Source organism: Pseudomonas sp. S3_B11, from assembly GCF_054667715.1.
Window position 1 is genome coordinate 6,819,224 of sequence record NZ_CP162749.1, and the last position, 16,922, is coordinate 6,836,145.

A 16,922-nucleotide genomic window follows, 5' to 3' on the forward strand; every position below is an offset into this window, starting at 1 on the left:
GGAGGGCCGCGCAAAATTGAGCGCCGGTAATTAAGCCTAGAGCAAAGGTTGGGCCATTGCCTTGCAGGGCCCGTAAATCAAGACTTTAGGAGGAGTTGGTCGGACAAACGGATGGGTTGTGTGACGCTTGCGATACAGCGGGTGTGACAGTTTGTGCCAGATGCGAGACAGTCTGTGACTGACAGGTCGCGCCAGCATTGCAAAGGCGGTTGGGCTGGAGGATGCTGAGGGCCGCTACCCTCGGGGAGAACAATAAGAAATGCACAGCAACCATTTGAGTCGCCATGCCCAGCAAGTCCTGACGGTCACCCAGGGCAAGGCCCATTTGCAGGGCCCTGGCAGCGATCCGTCGATTGCCCGTTCCTGGCTGCGCTGCCTCGAGGACTATCACCTCGACCCGGCCCAGAACCTGGCGCCGACGGTGCTCGAACATGGCCGGGTGCTGGAAAGCCGCGAGCGCTTGCAACAGGTGCTGCACATCGCCGGCAATGAAATGACCAGCCTGCACCAGCAACTCTCCGGCGCCGGCCATGCGGTGTTGCTGACCGACGCCCGGGGCGTGATCCTCAACTGCGTCACCGCCCCCAGCGAACGGAAGATTTTCGAACGGGCCGGCCTCTGGCTCGGCGCCGACTGGAGCGAAGCCTGCGAAGGCACCAACGGCATCGGCACCTGCCTGGTGGAGCGCCAGGCCCTGACCATCCACCAGGAAGAACATTTTCGCGGCCGCCACACCGGCCTGACCTGCTCGGCCAGCCCGGTCTTCGACCCCCAGGGCGAGCTGCTGGCGGTGCTCGACGTGTCTTCGGCCCGGCCGGACGTGTCGCGCCAGAGCCAGTTCCACACCATGGCCCTGGTCAATCTCTCGGCGAAGATGATCGAGAGCTGCTATTTCCTGCGCTGCTTCGACAATCAATGGCTGCTGCGCTTCCATCTGCAGGCTGAGTCCGTAGGACTGTTCAGCGAAGGCCTGATGGCGTTCGACGGCGAGGGGCGGATCAGCGCCGTCAACCAGAGTGCGCTGAACCTCTTGGGGCATATTCGCGGCAGCTTGCTGGGGCAGCGGGTGGGGGACTTTTTCGACTGTTCGTTGGACGAATTGCTCGGCCGCGCGAGTGTAAATGCCAGTGCGAGTTGGCCGTTGCGCACCCGTGACGGCCGGCATCTGTTCGCGGTGCTGCGTGGGCAGCCGCGCAGCGTGCCGGTGCCGGTTGCGCCAGCGCTCAAGATTATCGAGCCCGCGCGGCTGCCGGGCATCTGCCTGGGGGATGCGGCGTTGCAGGAACATTTTCGCAAGGCGCTGCGGGTGTTCGAGCGCGATGTGCCGCTGCTGATTCAGGGCGAAACCGGCTCCGGCAAGGAGGCGTTTGCCAAGGCCGTGCATCACGCCAGCCAGCGCGCCGGCAAGCATTTCGTCGCCCTCAACTGCGCGGCCATCCCGGAAAGCCTGATCGAGAGCGAGCTGTTCGGCTATCGCGGCGGCAGCTTCACCGGCGCGCGCAAGGAAGGCATGCGTGGCAAGTTGCAACAGGCTGACGGCGGCACGCTGTTCCTCGATGAAATCGGCGACATGCCCCTGGCCTTGCAGACCCGCTTGCTGCGGGTGCTGGAGGATCGCCAAGTGGTGCCCATCGGCGGCGAGCCCGAGGCGGTGAACGTGCGCATCATCAGCGCCACTCACCGGCAGTTGCTGGATCGGGTGCAGGACGGCAGTTTTCGTGAGGATTTGTACTACCGGCTCAATGGCCTGGAAATCCCGCTGCCGGCGTTGCGCGAACGCAGCGACAAGTCGCAGTTGCTGGATTTTCTGTTGGCGGAAGAGAGCGGGGCCGAGACGGTGTCCATCGACGAACCGGCGCGCCAGGCGTTGCTGGCGTTCGACTGGCCGGGCAACGTGCGGCAATTGCGCAACGTGCTGCGGACCCTCGCCGCGCTGTGCGACGGCGGGCGGATCGGGCTGGAAGACTTGCCGGCGATGATCCGCCAGCGTCCGTCGATTGCGCTGGTTGAAACGGTGGCGGAGCGGCCGCTGGAGGATGCCGAACGGCTGGCGCTGCTCGATGCACTGGAGCGCCAGCGCTGGCACATGACCCACACTGCCGAGCAACTGGGGATCAGCCGCAATACCCTCTACCGCAAGCTGCGCAAGCACGCGATTGCCCGATAACCGCGTGACGATCGTTCCCACGCTCCGCGTGGGAATGCCTCTGCGGACGCTCCGCGTTCGGCTTCCAGGGACGCAGAGCGTCCCGGGCTGCATTCCCACGCGGAGCGTGGGAACGATCAGATTCGAAACACAAGGTGCGATTTCCCCCTCCCTAGGCTAACCTGCGGCCATGTTTTACGAGGTCGACTATGCACATCCATATTCTCGGTATTTGCGGCACTTTCATGGGGTCGATGGCCGTCCTGGCCAAGGAGCTGGGCCATCACGTGACCGGCTCCGACGCCAACGTCTACCCGCCGATGAGCACTCAGCTGGAGGCCCAGGGCATCGAGCTGACCCAAGGCTACGACCCGGCGCAACTGGACCCGGCGCCGGACCTGGTGGTCATCGGCAACGCCATGTCCCGTGGCAACCCGGCGGTGGAGTACGTGCTCAACAAAGGCCTGCCGTACGTGTCCGGGCCGCAGTGGCTGGCCGATCACGTGCTGCAGGGCCGTTGGGTCCTGGCCGTGGCCGGCACCCACGGCAAGACCACCACCAGCAGCATGCTCGCCTGGGTGCTGGAGCACGCGGGCATGAGCCCGGGCTTTTTGATCGGTGGCGTGCCGCAGAATTTCTCGGTGTCGGCGCGCCTGGGTGGCACGCCGTTCTTCGTGATCGAGGCTGACGAATACGACAGCGCGTTTTTCGACAAGCGCTCGAAATTCGTCCACTACCGTCCCCGTACCGCGATCCTCAACAACCTTGAGTTCGATCATGCGGACATCTTCCCCGATCTGCCGGCCATCGAGCGGCAGTTCCACCATTTGGTGCGCACCATCCCGAGTGAAGGCCTGGTGATTCACCCGACCACCGAACCGGCCTTGCAGCGCGTGATCGAGATGGGCTGCTGGACTCCGGTGCAAACCACCGGCGCGGGTGGGCAGTGGCAGGTGAAGTTGCTCAAGGATGACGGTTCGCAGTTCGAGGTCATGTTCGAAGGCGTGTCCCAAGGCGTGGTCGAGTGGGACATGACCGGCCAGCACAACGTTGCCAATGCCCTGGCGACCCTGGCGGCGGCTCGGCATGTCGGCGTAGTCCCATCCATGGGCATTGCCGCGTTGAGCGCGTTCAAGAGCGTGAAGCGGCGGATGGAAAAGGTCGCCGAAGTGCGCGGCATCACCATCTATGACGACTTCGCCCACCACCCGACCGCCATCGCCACCACCCTCGACGGGTTGCGCAAGCGCATCGGCGATGCGCCGCTGATTGCAATCATCGAGCCGCGTTCCAACTCCATGAAGCTCGGCGCGCACCGTGACGGCCTGCCGGAAAGCGTGGTCGATGCCGACCAGGTGATCTGGTACGCACCGGCCAACCTCGGCTGGGACCTCGGTGCCACTGCGGCGCTGTGCACGGTGCCGTCGATTGTCAGCGATTCGCTGGAAGGCATCATCGAGCGCGTGAAGAGCCAGGCCCAGCCCGGCACTCACGTGGTGATCATGAGCAACGGCGGCTTCGGCGGCCTGCACGGCAAACTGGCCGAGGCGCTGAAATGAGCAATGGTCCGGAACGCATCACGCTGGCGATGACCGGTGCGTCCGGCGCCCAGTACGGCTTGCGCCTGCTCGATTGCCTGGTGCGCGAAGACCGCGAGGTGCATTTCCTCATCTCCAAGGCCGCGCAGCTGGTGATGGCCACCGAGACCGACGTGACCCTGCCGGCCAAGACCCAGATGATGCAAGCCTTCCTCACTGAATACACCGGTGCGGCGGCGGGGCAGATTCGCGTGTATGGCAAGGAAGACTGGATGTCGCCGGTGGCCTCGGGCTCCGGCGCGCCGGCCGCCATGGTGGTGGTGCCGTGTTCCACCGGGACGCTGTCGGCGATTGCCACCGGGGCCTGCAACAACCTGATCGAACGGGCGGCGGACGTCACGCTCAAGGAGCGCCGCCAGTTGATCCTCGTGCCGCGGGAAGCGCCGTATTCGAGCATTCACCTGGAGCACATGCTCAAGCTGTCGAACATGGGCGTGAGCATCCTGCCGGCCTCGCCGGGTTTCTATCACCAGCCGCAGACCATTGATGACCTGATCGATTTTGTCGTCGCCCGGATCCTCAATCTGCTGAACATTCCCCAGGACATGTTGCCGCGCTGGGGCGAACATCATTTGAGCAGCGATGAATAAGCTGCTGATCGTGCTGTTGGCGCTGCAGCTGACCGGCTGCGCCACGGCCCGCACCCTCGACGCCGCCAAGCCTGGTGCGCCGGTGGTGTACGCCGGAACACGCCTGGATCTGTACGCCCTCAACGGTGGCTGCTGCGCCAAGGACCGCTTTGGCGCCGAGGCGCCGAGCTACCCGGGTCTCGATCTGCCGGGCAGTGCGCTGCTCGATACCTTGTTGTTGCCGTTGTCGTTGTTTACCGCGATAGGTGTGGGGTTTCAGGCTACAGGGGGGTTGTAGCACCCACGATAAGTGCTTGGCTTTGGATTGGTGGCGCGCCCTTCGCGAGCAAGCCCGCTCCCACAGGTGATCGTGTTCCTCCAGAAGGAATGCGGTCGAATGTGGGAGCAACTGTCTTGCTCGCGAAGGCGTCCGACTAGGCACCACATGACTATTTGCCGAGCTTGCGCAACTCATCCGACTCCACCACCCGCACCCCATCCTGCTCTTCCAGCGCCAGACGCCACATGGCCCGGGCCAGTTGGCAGGCTTCGATGCCGTGGTACTTGCCTGGGATCAGCTTCGACAAGGGGCCAGCCAGTTGCTCGGCCAGGCGCGGTTCGACGCGGTCGCCCAGCAGCAGGGAAGGCCGGCAAATGGTCAGTTGCGGCCAGCCCTGGGCCTTGAGTGCCGCCTCCATTTCACCTTTGACCCGGTTGTAGAAGATCGATGACTTGGCGTCGGCCCCCAGCGCGCTGATCACCACCAGGTGCCGTGCGCCCAGTTCCCGGGCGCGCTTGGCAAACGCCACGACCAGGTCCAGGTCGATCGCGCGGAAGGCTGCTTCAGAGCCGGCTTTCTTGATGGTCGTGCCGAGGCAGCAGAAGGCGATGTCCACCTGGCCACTGAGTTGTGGCAGCACCTGGGCCGGTTCCCCAACCGGGTTTTCCAAGTGTGGATGTTCAGCCAGTGGCCGGCGTGAAGGCGCCAATACGCGGGTGATGGTCGGCTCGTTGAGCAGCCGGTCCAGCAGATGTTCCCCGGTCAGCCCGGTAGCACCGGCGAGCAAAACATGCTGAGGCGTCAAGTACATAGTGTTTCCCCCTTGATACGGTTCAGCTTAGTTGCTCTTTGTGGCCTCGTCGTTCAATGCAGCACTTTGCAATGCTTTACGTGCCTGCTGTTTGCGCAGCAGTTGCCAGTGGGAAAGGACCGTCCTCGGCGCCCACATCTGCGGTTCGGACGCTTCGAAGTTGTCGGCCTGTTCGCGCTCGGCAACGGTGGCCTTGGCTCGCTTGAAGGCCTGCTCCAGGTCGTCGGTCTGGTTCAATGCCTGGGCGAACAGCGCATCGCCGAAATAGGTGAAGTTGGCTTCCTCGGAGCAGCCGAAGGACACCCGGTCGGCCCGTGAAGCGGTCATGATCAGGGTGCGTTCATCCTTGAGTGCCGGGATGAAGCCGCCGGAATAACAGGCCGAGATCACTACGATCTTGTCGCGGTTCTTCAGTGGCGCCAGCACCACGGCCAGTTCATCGGCGGGCAGGTCGGCCAGTTCCATGCGCGGCTGGTCGAGCACCAGCTCATGCTCGCTGGTGCCGTGGCTGGTCAGGTAGATAAAAATCAGGTCTTCCGGACCACTGCGCTCGGCCAGGGTGGCGGCGGCGCGGCGCAGGCTTTCGCGGCTGGCCATGGGCCGGTCGCCGAGGTGATCGCGGTGGTTGACCAGGCGAATCTGCCCGAACGCGCCGAAACGGCTGGCGAGCATGTTGGCGACATAGTCGGATTCGCGCAGGAACACGCTTTGCTTGCCGTCGCCGCCCAGGGTCAGGCTGTACAGCTCCACCGCCGGGGTCGAGGCCGGGATGTTGGCGAGGGCGTCGTCCAGCAGGCGGCCTTGGGCCAGCACGCCGAGTTCGAGCACATCCGGCAGCAGCCTGCCGTCCGCGTCGCGCACCCGTTGGCCGTTGGCCCAGGTGCCGCTTTGCACGGTGCCGTCGGTCAGCACCAGGGTGCCGCGCCCGTGGTAACTGTCGCTTTCGAACTGGCCGACGTAGAAACTGCCGTCAGGCAGGTTCAGGCGGCCCTCGCCGGTAAAGCGCCAATCATTGAATTGACCGAGATAGTGGCTGCCGTCGGCACCGATCAGTTCGCCCTTGCCGGTCAGCGCGCCGTCCTTGAACCGGCCGATCCAGACATCGCCGTCGGCATTTTCGTAGCGCCCGCGACCGTTGAGCTGGTTGTTCTTGAAGCCGCCGATGTAGACATCGCCATCGGCACTGTTGAAGGTGCCCTTGCCCTGCAGTTGCCCATCGACAAAATTGCCGGTGAACTGGTTGCCGCTGGCGTCGAAGCGCTGGCCTTCACCGTTGGGCTTGCCGTTGGCGAACGGGCCTTGGTACTGGCTGCCGTCGTCGAGTTCCAGGCGTCCGAGGCCGGAATAACGGTCGGCCTTGAACTCGCCCCGGTAGGTCATGCCGTTTTCCTTGAGCGTTCCTTCACCGTCCCGGCGCCCCAGCTTGAAGCCTCCGGTGTAGCTGCTGGTCGGTGTGGTCAGGCTGCCCTGGCCGTGGAACAGGCCTTGCTCGAACTGGCCGCGATAGACCTCGCCATTGCTGCCATGCCATTCCCCGGTGCCGTGCCACTGGCCTTTGTCGAACTGCCCGGCGTACCAGCTGCCATTGGGGTAATCGATGCGCCCCTGGCCTTGCAGCAGCCCGTCCACCAGGTCGCCGCGATAGCGGCCGCCGTCGGGCAGGCGCGCGTCGGGAGGCAGCGGCGATTCGCCGTTGCCACAGGCGGTGAGCAGCAGGGTCAGAGTCAGTGGGACGAATAAGCGCATAACGGGATCCAGGTCATCAGGCCACGAGTATGCCGCAGCTATGCCCCTTGGATACAGAGAAGCGATGCGAAACTGCCTGAGCGGTTTCGCGACCGCGCAGGTTTACACGAAGCAGAGCGACAGCGGCTCGGCGATGTAGGCCGGTTTTTCCGAACCTTCGATCTCCAGTGTGGCGGTGGCCTTGAGCAGCCATTGGCCAGGTTTTTTCTCGGTGACTTCCACCAGGTCGACCTTGAGCCGCACCTTGGAATCGACCTTCACCGGTTGGATGAAGCGCACGCTGTCCAGCCCGTAGTTGACGACCATCTTCACGCCCTCGGGCAGGATCAGGATGTCTTCCATCAGCTTGGGCATCAGCGACAGCGACAGGAAACCGTGGGCGATGGTGCTGCCAAACGGGGTCTGCGCGGCCTTGACCGGATCGACGTGGATGAACTGAAAGTCGCCAGTGGCTTCGGCGAACAGGTTGATGCGCTCCTGATCGATGGTGAGCCATTCGGAACGTCCAAGTTCCTTGCCGACATAATCTTTGAGCGCTGCAACGGGGACGTAGGGCATTGAGACTCTCCTTGGGTTCATCTGTTTTACTTTTTCTGGAGCGGGGATCGGCATCCCCGGAGAACCACTGTAGATCAACATGGCGCGCAAGTAAGGTCACCGAACATGCTTTTTACGAATGCCGACCCATAGCGTGGGCATGCTTATAATGCCGGCGCATTCTTTGAGTAAGTGTTGCAGGGGAGAGAGCGGATGTTGCTACGGGGCCTGACCTGGCTGGTGCTGTTTCAATTGCTGGGCACTGCAATCAATCATTTGTTCTTGCCGGTGTTGCCGGGGCCGATCATTGGCCTGCTGCTGTTGCTCGGTTATCTGGTGGTGCGCGGCGAAGTCAGCGAGCCGCTGAACCTGGCCGCCAGCAGCCTGCTGCGTTATCTGCCATTGCTGCTGGTGCCGCCCGCAGTGGGGGTGATGGTCTATGCCCGGGCGATTGCCGCCGATTTCTGGGCCATCGTCGGCGCGTTGACCTTATCGCTGGTGCTGTCCGTGGCGTTGACAGGGGTGCTGATGCAGCGCCTGGCCCGGCGTCACATCGCCGCTCCGGAGGACAGTCAATGATGCTCGACTGGCAAGGTGCCTGGACCTCGGTGATCCACCATCCGCTGTTTGGCATCGGCATTACCCTGGGCGCCTATCAACTGGTACTGGCGGCGTTCGAAAAGACCCGCTGGGTGTTCCTGCAACCGGTGCTGATGTCGATGGTGCTGTTGATCGTCGTGCTGGTCGGTTGCGGCATCGACTATGCCGAATACCGCAAGAGCACCGAGATCCTCAGCATCCTGCTGGGCCCGGCCACGGTCGCCCTGGCCGTGCCGTTGTATTTGAACTTGCGACGGATCCGGCAGTTGTTCTGGCCGATTTTTACTACGCTGGTGATAGCTGGGGTGTTTGCCACCGGCTCTGCAGTGGTGTTGGGCTGGGCTTTTGGTGCCGAGCACATGATTCTGATGACCATGGCGCCCAAGTCCGTGACCTCGCCGATCGCCATGCTGGTGGCCGAGCAGATCGGCGGTGTGGCGGCGATGGCGGCGGTGTTCGTGTTGATCACCGGTGTGCTCGGGGCGATCCTCGGCCCGAGCATTCTGACCAGGCTGGGTGTCCATAGCCCAGAAGCTCGGGGCATGGCCCTGGGGCTGGCGGCCCATGCGGTGGGCACGTCGGTGGCGTTGCAGGAAAGCGAGGAGACAGGCGCCTTTGCGGCGCTGGCGATGAGTCTGATGGGCGTGGCCACGGCGGTGTTGCTGCCATTGGTGGTGTCGATGACGGTTTAAGGAACTGGTTATGAGCTTGCCGCTTTTCCCGTTGAACACCGTGCTGTTCCCCGGTTGCATCCTCGATTTGCAGATTTTCGAGGCGCGTTACCTCGACATGATCGGGCGCTGCATGAAAAAGGGCGAAGGCTTCGGCGTGGTGTGCATCCTCGATGGCGAGGAAGTCGGCATCGCGCCTGAGGGCTACGCGCGGGTCGGTTGCGAAGCGCGTATCACCGACTTTTCCCAGCAGGACAATGGTCTGCTGGGCATTCGTGTGCTGGGCGGGCGACGTTTTATCGTCCATGACAGCAGCGTCCAGGCGGATCAACTGACGGTCGCTGAAGTCGAGTGGCTGGAAGAAGAACCGGAGCAACCGCTGCAAGAGGAAGACGCCGACCTGGTGGCGCTGCTCAAGGCCCTGGCCGAGCACCCGATGGTCGAGGCCCTGAACATGGGCACTGAAGCGACCGGCCAGCAATCGCTGGCCAATCAACTGGCTTACCTGCTGCCGTTCAATGAGCTGGACAAGATCGACCTGCTGCAACTCGATGATCCCCAGCAGCGCCTGGATGCGATCCAGGCGTTGCTCGATGAGTTGCAGGGCGAACTGTTCGCCTGACCCAACACATATCCACCGAACAACACCGCTCCCACATGGGATCTCCAGTGCCCACAGATAGTGTGTTCAATAGGCATACCGCAACATCGCATGCGGCAGGTGCCGCAGCGCGAAGAAGCTGAACACCGCCACCAGCGCCGGCAGGATCAGCCACCAGACTTTCGGCGGCATGGCCGGTAGCGGGCTCTGGCGCTGGCTCAACCACAGGGCGGCCGCACAGATGCTGGCGGCGAGCATCGCCCCGGCGACGATGTCGCTCGGCCAGTGCGCCCCCAGGTAAACCCGCGACAGGGCGATGGCCAGCGCTGGCAGGCAGCCCAGCAGCAGCCAGGTCAGGCGCAGGCGTGGCGGTTGGCCGCGACCGGCCAGGACGGCGAGGGTCAGGAACAGCGCGAATGCCCCGGAGGAGTGGCCGCTGGGCATGCTGTAGCTGGTCAGCGGGTCGGTGAGGATTTCCGGGCGCACACGGGCAAAGAAGTGTTTGCTACCGGTATTGGCCAGGGAGGTGAGCAGCATCGTGCCACCGGCAAAGATCGCCTGCCGCCATTGCCGTGCCAACAGCAATAACGCGGTCAACAGGCTGCAGACAATCAGCATGTAGCGGAATTCGCCGATCAGCGTGAAGGTCACGGCGATTTCATCCAGTGTCGGGCTGCGATGCTCCTGGACCAGGGCCATCAAGCCCTGGTCGAACGCCGTCAGGTAGCGAAAGCCGATGAACAGGCCGATCAGGATCACCAGGCCGAGGCCTGCGATCAGCGCCGTGGCATGGCGATGACGGCGCAGGCTGCTGTTGACGCTCAGCCCGATCATCACCGCGATACTGCCGATGACCACGCCGGCCTGTGGCCAGAAACCTTCAGGCAGCGGCAGGCGAAACGCCGCCCCGGTGGCCCAGCCCGGTAGCAGGTACGCCACGGTCCAGCCTGCCGCAGCCAACACGCTGACGGCGGCGAAACGCGGGAACGGCATGTCGCACATCCCGGCCACCATCGGCAACATGGGCCGTAGCGGGCCGATGAAACGGCCCACCAGCAGGCTGGCGATGCCGTAGCGCTGGAAATAGTTTTCCGCCGCGCTCATCCATTCCGGGTGATGCCGCAGCCCCGGCAGGCGCCGGATGTTCTGGTGGAAATGCCGGCCGAGGAAGTACGACACCAGGTCCCCCAGCAAGCCGCCGAGCAGGCCCAGCAGCAACGTCTCGCCCAAGGACAGCGCGCCGCTGCCGGCCAGCACGGCGATGGCAAACAACAGCACGGTACCCGGCACGATCAGGCCGGCGATGGCCAGGCACTCCACGCAGGCGACGATGAACACCGCCACCGCCAGCCATTGCGGGTTGACGGTCAACCAACCGGTGATGCTATCGAGCCATGGGCCCATAAATACAACTCCATTGAATATTGATTGGCATGCAGTTTTTACTGTGGGGAGCGCTTGTGGGAGCAACGCTTGCTCGCGACGAACGATGACGCGACCTTACTGTTGATCCGTGTCGCCTGCATCGCGGGCAAGCCTTGCTCCCACAAGCCCGCTCCCATAGGGGGGCGATATTTCATCAGGACAACAAAAAATAATCACGCCCTTCGACCTGTCCGCGCCGCAAAGGGTTGCGGGTGCACCACGGGGCGTAGGCGGCGTCGACGAAGCGGTAGGGCAGGTGCTCGTCCCGTCCCAGGGGAATGCCCAGGCGAGTGGTCTGGATCGCATTGACCGTCGGCACGCCGACATCTTCCACCAGCAAGCGCTCGGGGTCGAAGCGTTTGGCGTCCCAGTCCGGCACTTTCAGCCCCAGGGCTTTGCACAGCAGGGTCTGGCCGGCACAGAGTTTCTGCGATGTGCGCGGCCGGCCTTGGGCGTCGGGGTTGTTGAGCAGCATCTGCGCCAGGCTCGCCGGCCCGGAAAGGGCGTCGACCCATGGGTACGCCGATTTGATCAGCACCGCATTGCCGGGGCCCTGGGCGCTGAAGTTCAACGAATCGCCGCCCCGGGCGTAGTACATATAAATGTGGCCGCCATCCAGAAACAAAGCCTTACGTTTTTCTGTGTAGCCCAGCGAGGCGTGGCTGCCTTTTTCGGCGAAGTAATACGCCTCGGTCTCGATGATCCGCGCGCTGAGCCACAGGTCACCGACCTTGTGACGGATGACTTTGCCCAGCAGGTCCTTGGCAAGCACCTGGGCGTCGCGATCGAAAAAGGCGTGGGGCAGGGCGTTGGGCGATGGCAAATCGGTCATGGCGATAAACGAAGTGAGGCCAAAGGAAGCGCGATGATAGCAATGGAAAGCTTAATCACCGCTGAACAGTCGCTTCAACCGGCTGTTTACGCCTGTTTTGCTCCTCCGCCGGTCACCACTGTGAGTCCATGCTGTTAGTCGAGGGTTACGACAGCTATAATCTGCCGCTTTCCTCATCGCCAAGACCACACAGACCATGACTGAGTCCGTTCTTGACTACATGACCCGCCTGGGTCGCGCCGCTCGCCAAGCGTCGCGCATCGTCGGCCGGGCCAGCACCGCGCAGAAAAACCGCGCCCTGCAGGCCGCCGCCAATGCGCTGGACGCTGCGCGTGCCGAGTTGTCCGCTGCCAACGAACTGGACCTGGCCGCCGGCCGGGCCAATGGTCTGGAACCGGCCATGCTCGAGCGCCTGGCGCTGACCCCGGCACGCATCGACGGCATGATCGTCGGTCTGCGCCAGGTCGCGGCCCTGCCGGACCCGGTCGGGGCGATCCGCGACATGAGCTACCGGCCGTCGGGCATCCAGGTCGGCAAGATGCGCGTGCCCCTGGGCGTGGTCGGGATCATCTACGAGTCGCGGCCGAACGTGACCATCGACGCCGCCAGCCTGTGCCTGAAGTCGGGTAACGCGACCATCCTGCGTGGCGGCTCCGAGGCGATCCATTCCAACCGCGCCATTGCCGCCTGCATCCAGCGCGGCCTGGCCGAAGCCGATCTGCCGGCGGCCGTGGTGCAAGTGGTGGAAACCACTGACCGTGCCGCAGTCGGCGCATTGATCACCATGCCCGAGTTCGTCGATGTCATCGTGCCGCGTGGCGGCAAGGGCCTGATCGAACGGGTCAGCCGTGACGCCCGCGTGCCGGTGATCAAGCACCTGGACGGCATCTGCCACGTCTACGTCAGCGCCCACGCCGAGTTGCCGAAGGCCCAGCGCATCGCCTTCAACGCCAAGACCTACCGCTACGGTATCTGCGGCGCGATGGAAACCCTGCTGGTGGACCAGGCCGTGGCCAAGGACTTCCTGCCGTCGATGGCTGCCCAGTTCCGCGAGAAAGGCGTCGAGCTGCGCGGTTGCGAGCGCACCCGGGCGATCATCGAGGCCGTCGCGGCCACGGAAGAAGACTGGGACACCGAATACCTGGCGCCGATCCTGTCGATCCGTGTGGTCGACGGGCTGGAGGAGGCCATCGAGCACGTCAATCGCCACGGTTCGCACCACACCGACTCCATTGTCAGTGAAAACCTGGGGGAAACCCGGCGCTTCGTGGCCGAAGTGGATTCGGCGTCGGTGATGATCAACACCCCGACCTGCTTCGCCGATGGCTTTGAATACGGATTGGGTGCCGAGATCGGCATTTCTACTGATAAGCTGCACGCCCGCGGCCCGGTGGGCCTCGAAGGCCTGACCTGCGAGAAGTACATCGTGGTCGGTGACGGCCAGTTGCGCGGACAGGAGTCGGTCTGACTTGGGCGATCTCGACCCGCCAGCTGCTGTGACGACGACAACCCTGCCCCGGCGCATCGGTATCCTGGGCGGCACGTTCGACCCGGTGCACATCGGCCATTTGCGCGGTGCGCTGGAAGTCGCCGACGCCCTGGCCCTCGATGAGCTACGCCTGACGCCCAGCGCCCGGCCGCCTCACCGGGATACGCCGCAGGTGTCGGCGCAGGACCGCCTGGCGATGGTCGAGTGCGCGGTGGCCGGTGTGGCACCGTTGGTGGTGGACGCCCGCGAATTGCAGCGGGACAAACCGTCCTACACCATTGATACCCTGGAGCTGATGCGCGCCGAACTGGCCGCTGATGCCCAGGTTTTTCTGCTTCTGGGCTGGGACGCATTTTGCGGCCTGCCCACTTGGCATCGCTGGGAAGAGTTGCTCCAGCATTGCCACATCCTGGTGCTGCAACGCCCGGATGCCGACAGCGAGCCGCCGGATGCCTTGCGCAACCTGCTGGCGGCCCGCTCGGTGAGCGACCCGCTGGCCCTGAAAGGGCCGAGCGGACAGATTGCATTCGTCTGGCAGACGCCGCTCGCGGTATCCGCCACCCAGATCCGTCAACTGCTGGCCAGCGGTAAGTCGGTACGTTTCCTGGTGCCCGACGCGGTCCTGGCCTACATCGATGCGCACGGGCTTTACCGTGCGTCGAACTGAAAAAGGTGTGCTTCAAGGCACGTGAATGCGTGTAGCGAAGCGCCCGAACATACGAGCAAAACGAGTTTTATATGACTGACAAAGACGTAAACAAAGTAAAGCGCAAAGGCACGTTCAAAAGCGCCCCGTTGCCAGTAGAGGCCCACACCGGCGTCGTACTGGCCGGTGAAGAACTGGTCAAGGTGGCCGTGGCGGCCCTGGAAGACGTCAAGGCCCAGGACATCCAGGTGATCGACGTTCGTGAAAAGCAGAGCATCACGGACTACATGATCATCGCCACCGGTACCTCCAACCGCCAGATCGGCGCGATGCTGGACAAGGTCCGCGAAGCGGTCAAGGCCCAGGGCGTCAAGCCGCTGGGTGAAGAAGGCAAGGGCGACAGCGACTGGGTACTGCTGGATATGGACGACGTCATCGTGCACATGATGACTGCCTCGGCGCGCCAGTTCTACGACCTGGAGCGCCTGTGGGCCGGTGCCGAGCAGAGCCGTTCGGCCAGCGCCGCGCACCACAGCCCGGAAAACCCCCATGAGCACTTCACCAAGCTCAACAAAGACCAGCAATAAGGGACCGCTGTGCGACTGCGCCTGATCGCCGTCGGTTCTCGCATGCCCAAGTGGGTGGAAGAAGGCTGGCATGAATATGCCAAGCGTCTTCCGTCCGAGCTGGCCCTGGAACTGGTGGAAATTCCGCTCAACACCCGTGGCAAGAACGCCGACGTGGCGCGCTTCATCCGCCAGGAAGGCGAAGCCATGCTGGCCAAGGTCGGGCCGAACGAGCGCATTGTCACCCTCGAAGTCCACGGCAAGCCCTGGAGCACCGAGCAACTGGCGGTGGAGCTCGATCGCTGGCGGCTGGATTCGCGCACGGTCAATTTCATGGTCGGTGGCCCGGAAGGGCTGGCGCCGGAAGTCTGTGCCCGGGCCGATCAGCGCTGGTCATTGTCGCCGTTGACGTTGCCACACCCGCTGGTGCGGATCCTGATCGGCGAACAGCTGTATCGTGCCTGGACAGTTCTGTCCGGGCACCCTTACCACAAGTAATCCTGCCCCATGCCCCAGCCGATCCGCATCAAGGACCACGAAAAAGACGCCCGCCTGGTGCGGGGCCGCGTCGTGTTCGGCGCTATTACGGTGGTGACGCTGATCGGCGTGCTGATTGCGCGCTTGTATTTCCTCCAGGTGATCCAGTACGAGTACCACTCGACCCTGTCGGAAAACAACCGGGTGCATGTGCAGCCGATTCCGCCGACCCGCGGGTTGATCTTCGACCGCAATGGCGTGGTGGTGGCGGATAACCGACCCAGCTTCAGCCTGAGCATGACCCGTGAGCGCTCCGGCGACTGGCAGCACGTGCTCGACGTGATCGTCGAAGTGCTGCAACTGACGCCCGAGGACCGGGCGATCTTCGAGAAGCGCATGCGCCAGGGCCGGCGTCCGTTCGAGCCGGTGCCGATCCTGTTCGAGCTGACCGAAGAGCAGATCGCCCTGATCGCCGTGAACCAGTTCCGCCTGCCCGGCGTCGAGGTGGTGGCGCAGTTGGTGCGTCATTATCCCCAGGGACCACACTTTGCCCACTCGGTCGGCTACATGGGGCGGATCAACGAGAAAGAGCTCAAGACCCTCGATCCGGTCAATTACAGCGGCACCCACCATATCGGCAAGACCGGCATCGAGCGTTTCTACGAGCCCGAGCTGCATGGCCAGGTGGGTTACGAGGAAGTCGAAACCAACGCCCGCGGCCGCGTATTGCGGGTGCTCAAGCGCACCGACCCGATTCCTGGCAAGGACATCGTCCTGAGCCTGGATATCAAGCTGCAAGAGGCCGCCGAAGCGGCGCTGGGCGGTCGGCGTGGTGCCGTGGTGGCGCTGGATCCGAACACCGGCGAGGTGCTGGCGATGGTCAGCCAGCCGAGTTTCGACCCGAACCTGTTCGTCACCGGTATCAGCTTCAGGGCCTACGCCGATTTGCGCGATTCGATCGATCGGCCACTGTTCAACCGTGTGCTGCGCGGCCTCTATCCGCCGGGGTCGACCATCAAGCCGGCCGTGGCGATTGCCGGGCTGGACTCCGGCGTGGTGACCGCGTCGAGCCGGGTCTATGACCCCGGCTATTACATGCTGCCCAACTACGACCACAAGTACCGCAACTGGAACCGCACCGGCGACGGTTATGTGGACCTGGAAACGGCCATCATGCGTTCCAACGACACCTACTTCTATGACCTGGCCCACAAGCTGGGGATCGATCGGTTGTCGTCCTACCTGGGCAAGTTCGGCATCGGCCAGAAGGTCTCCCTGGACATGTTCGAAGAGTCGCCTGGCTTGATGCCGTCCCGGGAATGGAAGCGCGTGACCCGGCGCCAGGCCTGGTTCCCCGGCGAAACCCTGATCCTGGGGATCGGCCAGGGCTACATGCAGGCCACGCCCTTGCAGCTGGCCCAGGCCACGGCGCTGGTGGCGAGCAAGGGCAAGTGGTATCGCCCGCACCTGGCCAAGACCATCGAAGGCCAGAAACCGGTGGACCCGGACCCGATGCCAGACATCATCCTGCGCAATCCGTCGGACTGGCAGAAGGTCAACAACGGCATGCAGCAAGTGATGCACGGCGCCCGGGGCACCGCCCGCAAGGCGGCCATCGGCTCGCCCTATCGCATTGCCGGCAAGAGCGGTACGGCCCAGGTCGTCGCCATCAAGCAGGGAGAGAAGTACGACCGCTCCAAGGTCCAGGAACGCCATCGCGACCACGCCTTGTTCGTCGGCTTCGCGCCGGCCGACAACCCGAAGATCGTCGTGTCGGTGATGGTCGAGAACGGTGAGTCGGGTTCCGGCGTCGCCGCGCCGGTGGTGCGCCAGATCATGGACGCCTGGCTGCTGGACGAGCACGGCCAGCTCAAGCCTGAATACGCAAGCCCCACCACTGCGGAGGCTACGGCCCGTGAAGAATAATT

17 protein-coding genes are annotated in these 16,922 nt (G+C 63.8%); 12 read left to right on the forward strand and 5 right to left on the reverse strand.

Annotated features, from left to right (window positions below):
• The first annotated feature begins 259 nt into the window (after positions 1–259).
• The 4 genes from AB4O22_RS30570 (at position 260) to AB4O22_RS30585 (ending at position 4,611) form a co-directional block, all read left to right on the forward strand.
• Positions 260–2,167, forward strand: coding sequence for a sigma-54-dependent Fis family transcriptional regulator (locus AB4O22_RS30570; protein WP_043042956.1), 1,908 nt, complete (start codon positions 260–262; stop codon positions 2,165–2,167).
• 188 nt (positions 2,168–2,355) lie between these two features.
• Positions 2,356–3,705, forward strand: coding sequence for a UDP-N-acetylmuramate:L-alanyl-gamma-D-glutamyl-meso-diaminopimelate ligase (gene mpl, locus AB4O22_RS30575; RefSeq protein WP_003205915.1), 1,350 nt, complete (start codon positions 2,356–2,358; stop codon positions 3,703–3,705).
• Positions 3,702–4,334: a flavin prenyltransferase UbiX gene (gene ubiX / locus AB4O22_RS30580; protein WP_003205914.1), complete on the forward strand. Its 633-nt coding sequence runs from the start codon at positions 3,702–3,704 to the stop codon at positions 4,332–4,334. The genes mpl and ubiX overlap by 4 nt, the downstream gene beginning before the upstream one ends.
• On the forward strand, positions 4,327–4,611 hold the full coding sequence (locus tag AB4O22_RS30585) for a YceK/YidQ family lipoprotein (protein ID WP_003205913.1): 285 nt from the start codon (positions 4,327–4,329) through the stop codon (positions 4,609–4,611). Before ubiX ends, AB4O22_RS30585 begins: the two co-directional genes overlap by 8 nt.
• Before the next feature lie 151 nt (positions 4,612–4,762).
• Here AB4O22_RS30585 and AB4O22_RS30590 read toward each other — a convergent pair whose 3' ends face one another.
• The 3 genes from AB4O22_RS30590 to AB4O22_RS30600 all read right to left on the reverse strand — a co-directional run bounded on the left by AB4O22_RS30590 (position 4,763) and on the right by AB4O22_RS30600 (position 7,708).
• On the reverse strand, positions 4,763–5,404 hold the full coding sequence (locus tag AB4O22_RS30590) for an oxidoreductase (protein WP_003205912.1): 642 nt from the start codon (positions 5,402–5,404) through the stop codon (positions 4,763–4,765).
• 27 nt (positions 5,405–5,431) lie between these two features.
• A complete protein-coding gene (locus AB4O22_RS30595; RefSeq protein ID WP_223472003.1) occupies positions 5,432–7,150 on the reverse strand; it encodes a C13 family peptidase in 1,719 nt (572 codons plus the stop codon).
• A gap of 102 nt (positions 7,151–7,252) precedes the next feature.
• The gene (locus tag AB4O22_RS30600; RefSeq protein ID WP_003205908.1) at positions 7,253–7,708 is read right to left on the reverse strand and encodes a MaoC family dehydratase; all 456 of its coding nucleotides are present in this window, start codon (positions 7,706–7,708) and stop codon (positions 7,253–7,255) included.
• Positions 7,709–7,900: 192 nt separating this feature from the next.
• Between AB4O22_RS30600 and AB4O22_RS30605 the strand changes: the two genes are divergently transcribed.
• From AB4O22_RS30605 to AB4O22_RS30615, 3 genes are read left to right on the forward strand one after another with little or no spacing between them, the layout of a single operon-like run.
• Positions 7,901–8,266: a CidA/LrgA family protein gene (locus AB4O22_RS30605; RefSeq protein ID WP_003205907.1), complete on the forward strand. Its 366-nt coding sequence runs from the start codon at positions 7,901–7,903 to the stop codon at positions 8,264–8,266.
• Positions 8,263–8,979 (forward strand): LrgB family protein, encoded by a 717-nt coding sequence (locus AB4O22_RS30610; RefSeq protein ID WP_003205906.1) that lies wholly within the window; start codon positions 8,263–8,265, stop codon positions 8,977–8,979. Before AB4O22_RS30605 ends, AB4O22_RS30610 begins: the two co-directional genes overlap by 4 nt.
• A gap of 10 nt (positions 8,980–8,989) precedes the next feature.
• Positions 8,990–9,580, forward strand: a complete 591-nt coding sequence (locus tag AB4O22_RS30615) for an LON peptidase substrate-binding domain-containing protein (RefSeq protein ID WP_223472002.1) — start codon at positions 8,990–8,992, stop codon at positions 9,578–9,580.
• A 66-nt stretch (positions 9,581–9,646) separates the two neighbouring features.
• Here the strand turns inward: AB4O22_RS30615 and AB4O22_RS30620 are convergent, their stop codons facing one another.
• Together AB4O22_RS30620 and AB4O22_RS30625 are read right to left on the reverse strand one after the other, a co-directional pair.
• A complete protein-coding gene (locus AB4O22_RS30620; protein ID WP_003205902.1) occupies positions 9,647–10,963 on the reverse strand; it encodes a bifunctional DedA family/phosphatase PAP2 family protein in 1,317 nt (438 codons plus the stop codon).
• A gap of 175 nt (positions 10,964–11,138) precedes the next feature.
• The gene (locus AB4O22_RS30625) at positions 11,139–11,816 is read right to left on the reverse strand and encodes a DNA-3-methyladenine glycosylase (protein WP_460095736.1); all 678 of its coding nucleotides are present in this window, start codon (positions 11,814–11,816) and stop codon (positions 11,139–11,141) included.
• A 196-nt stretch (positions 11,817–12,012) separates the two neighbouring features.
• Between AB4O22_RS30625 and AB4O22_RS30630 the strand changes: the two genes are divergently transcribed.
• The 5 genes from AB4O22_RS30630 (at position 12,013) to mrdA (ending at position 16,920) form a co-directional block, all read left to right on the forward strand.
• Positions 12,013–13,284: a glutamate-5-semialdehyde dehydrogenase gene (locus AB4O22_RS30630; RefSeq protein ID WP_460095737.1), complete on the forward strand. Its 1,272-nt coding sequence runs from the start codon at positions 12,013–12,015 to the stop codon at positions 13,282–13,284.
• Positions 13,285–13,327: 43 nt separating this feature from the next.
• Positions 13,328–13,972, forward strand: a complete 645-nt coding sequence (gene nadD, locus AB4O22_RS30635) for a nicotinate-nucleotide adenylyltransferase (RefSeq protein WP_161797247.1) — start codon at positions 13,328–13,330, stop codon at positions 13,970–13,972.
• A gap of 71 nt (positions 13,973–14,043) precedes the next feature.
• Positions 14,044–14,538, forward strand: coding sequence for a ribosome silencing factor (gene rsfS / locus AB4O22_RS30640; protein ID WP_003205895.1), 495 nt, complete (start codon positions 14,044–14,046; stop codon positions 14,536–14,538).
• 9 nt (positions 14,539–14,547) lie between these two features.
• A complete protein-coding gene (rlmH, locus tag AB4O22_RS30645; protein ID WP_003185785.1) occupies positions 14,548–15,015 on the forward strand; it encodes a 23S rRNA (pseudouridine(1915)-N(3))-methyltransferase RlmH in 468 nt (155 codons plus the stop codon).
• A gap of 9 nt (positions 15,016–15,024) precedes the next feature.
• Positions 15,025–16,920: a penicillin-binding protein 2 gene (mrdA, locus tag AB4O22_RS30650; RefSeq protein WP_223471999.1), complete on the forward strand. Its 1,896-nt coding sequence runs from the start codon at positions 15,025–15,027 to the stop codon at positions 16,918–16,920.
• Positions 16,921–16,922 lie beyond the last annotated feature (2 nt).

Excerpts from the sequence above, each read along its gene's own strand:
- AB4O22_RS30615 (WP_223472002.1), top strand. The coding sequence starts at position 8,990 with ATGAGCTTGCCGCTTTTCCCGTTGAACACCGTGCTGTTCCCCGGTTGC.
- mpl (WP_003205915.1), top strand. The coding sequence starts at position 2,356 with ATGCACATCCATATTCTCGGTATTTGCGGCACTTTCATGGGGTCGATG.
- AB4O22_RS30595 (WP_223472003.1), bottom strand. The coding sequence starts at position 7,150 with ATGCGCTTATTCGTCCCACTGACTCTGACCCTGCTGCTCACCGCCTGT.
- AB4O22_RS30590 (WP_003205912.1), bottom strand. The coding sequence starts at position 5,404 with ATGTACTTGACGCCTCAGCATGTTTTGCTCGCCGGTGCTACCGGGCTG.
- AB4O22_RS30625 (WP_460095736.1), bottom strand. The coding sequence starts at position 11,816 with ATGACCGATTTGCCATCGCCCAACGCCCTGCCCCACGCCTTTTTCGAT.
- AB4O22_RS30620 (WP_003205902.1), bottom strand. The coding sequence starts at position 10,963 with ATGGGCCCATGGCTCGATAGCATCACCGGTTGGTTGACCGTCAACCCG.
- AB4O22_RS30610 (WP_003205906.1), top strand. The coding sequence starts at position 8,263 with ATGATGCTCGACTGGCAAGGTGCCTGGACCTCGGTGATCCACCATCCG.
- AB4O22_RS30605 (WP_003205907.1), top strand. The coding sequence starts at position 7,901 with ATGTTGCTACGGGGCCTGACCTGGCTGGTGCTGTTTCAATTGCTGGGC.
- AB4O22_RS30570 (WP_043042956.1), top strand. The coding sequence starts at position 260 with ATGCACAGCAACCATTTGAGTCGCCATGCCCAGCAAGTCCTGACGGTC.
- ubiX (WP_003205914.1), top strand. The coding sequence starts at position 3,702 with ATGAGCAATGGTCCGGAACGCATCACGCTGGCGATGACCGGTGCGTCC.
- mrdA (WP_223471999.1), top strand. The coding sequence starts at position 15,025 with ATGCCCCAGCCGATCCGCATCAAGGACCACGAAAAAGACGCCCGCCTG.
- rsfS (WP_003205895.1), top strand. The coding sequence starts at position 14,044 with ATGACTGACAAAGACGTAAACAAAGTAAAGCGCAAAGGCACGTTCAAA.
- AB4O22_RS30630 (WP_460095737.1), top strand. The coding sequence starts at position 12,013 with ATGACTGAGTCCGTTCTTGACTACATGACCCGCCTGGGTCGCGCCGCT.
- AB4O22_RS30585 (WP_003205913.1), top strand. The coding sequence starts at position 4,327 with ATGAATAAGCTGCTGATCGTGCTGTTGGCGCTGCAGCTGACCGGCTGC.
- AB4O22_RS30600 (WP_003205908.1), bottom strand. The coding sequence starts at position 7,708 with ATGCCCTACGTCCCCGTTGCAGCGCTCAAAGATTATGTCGGCAAGGAA.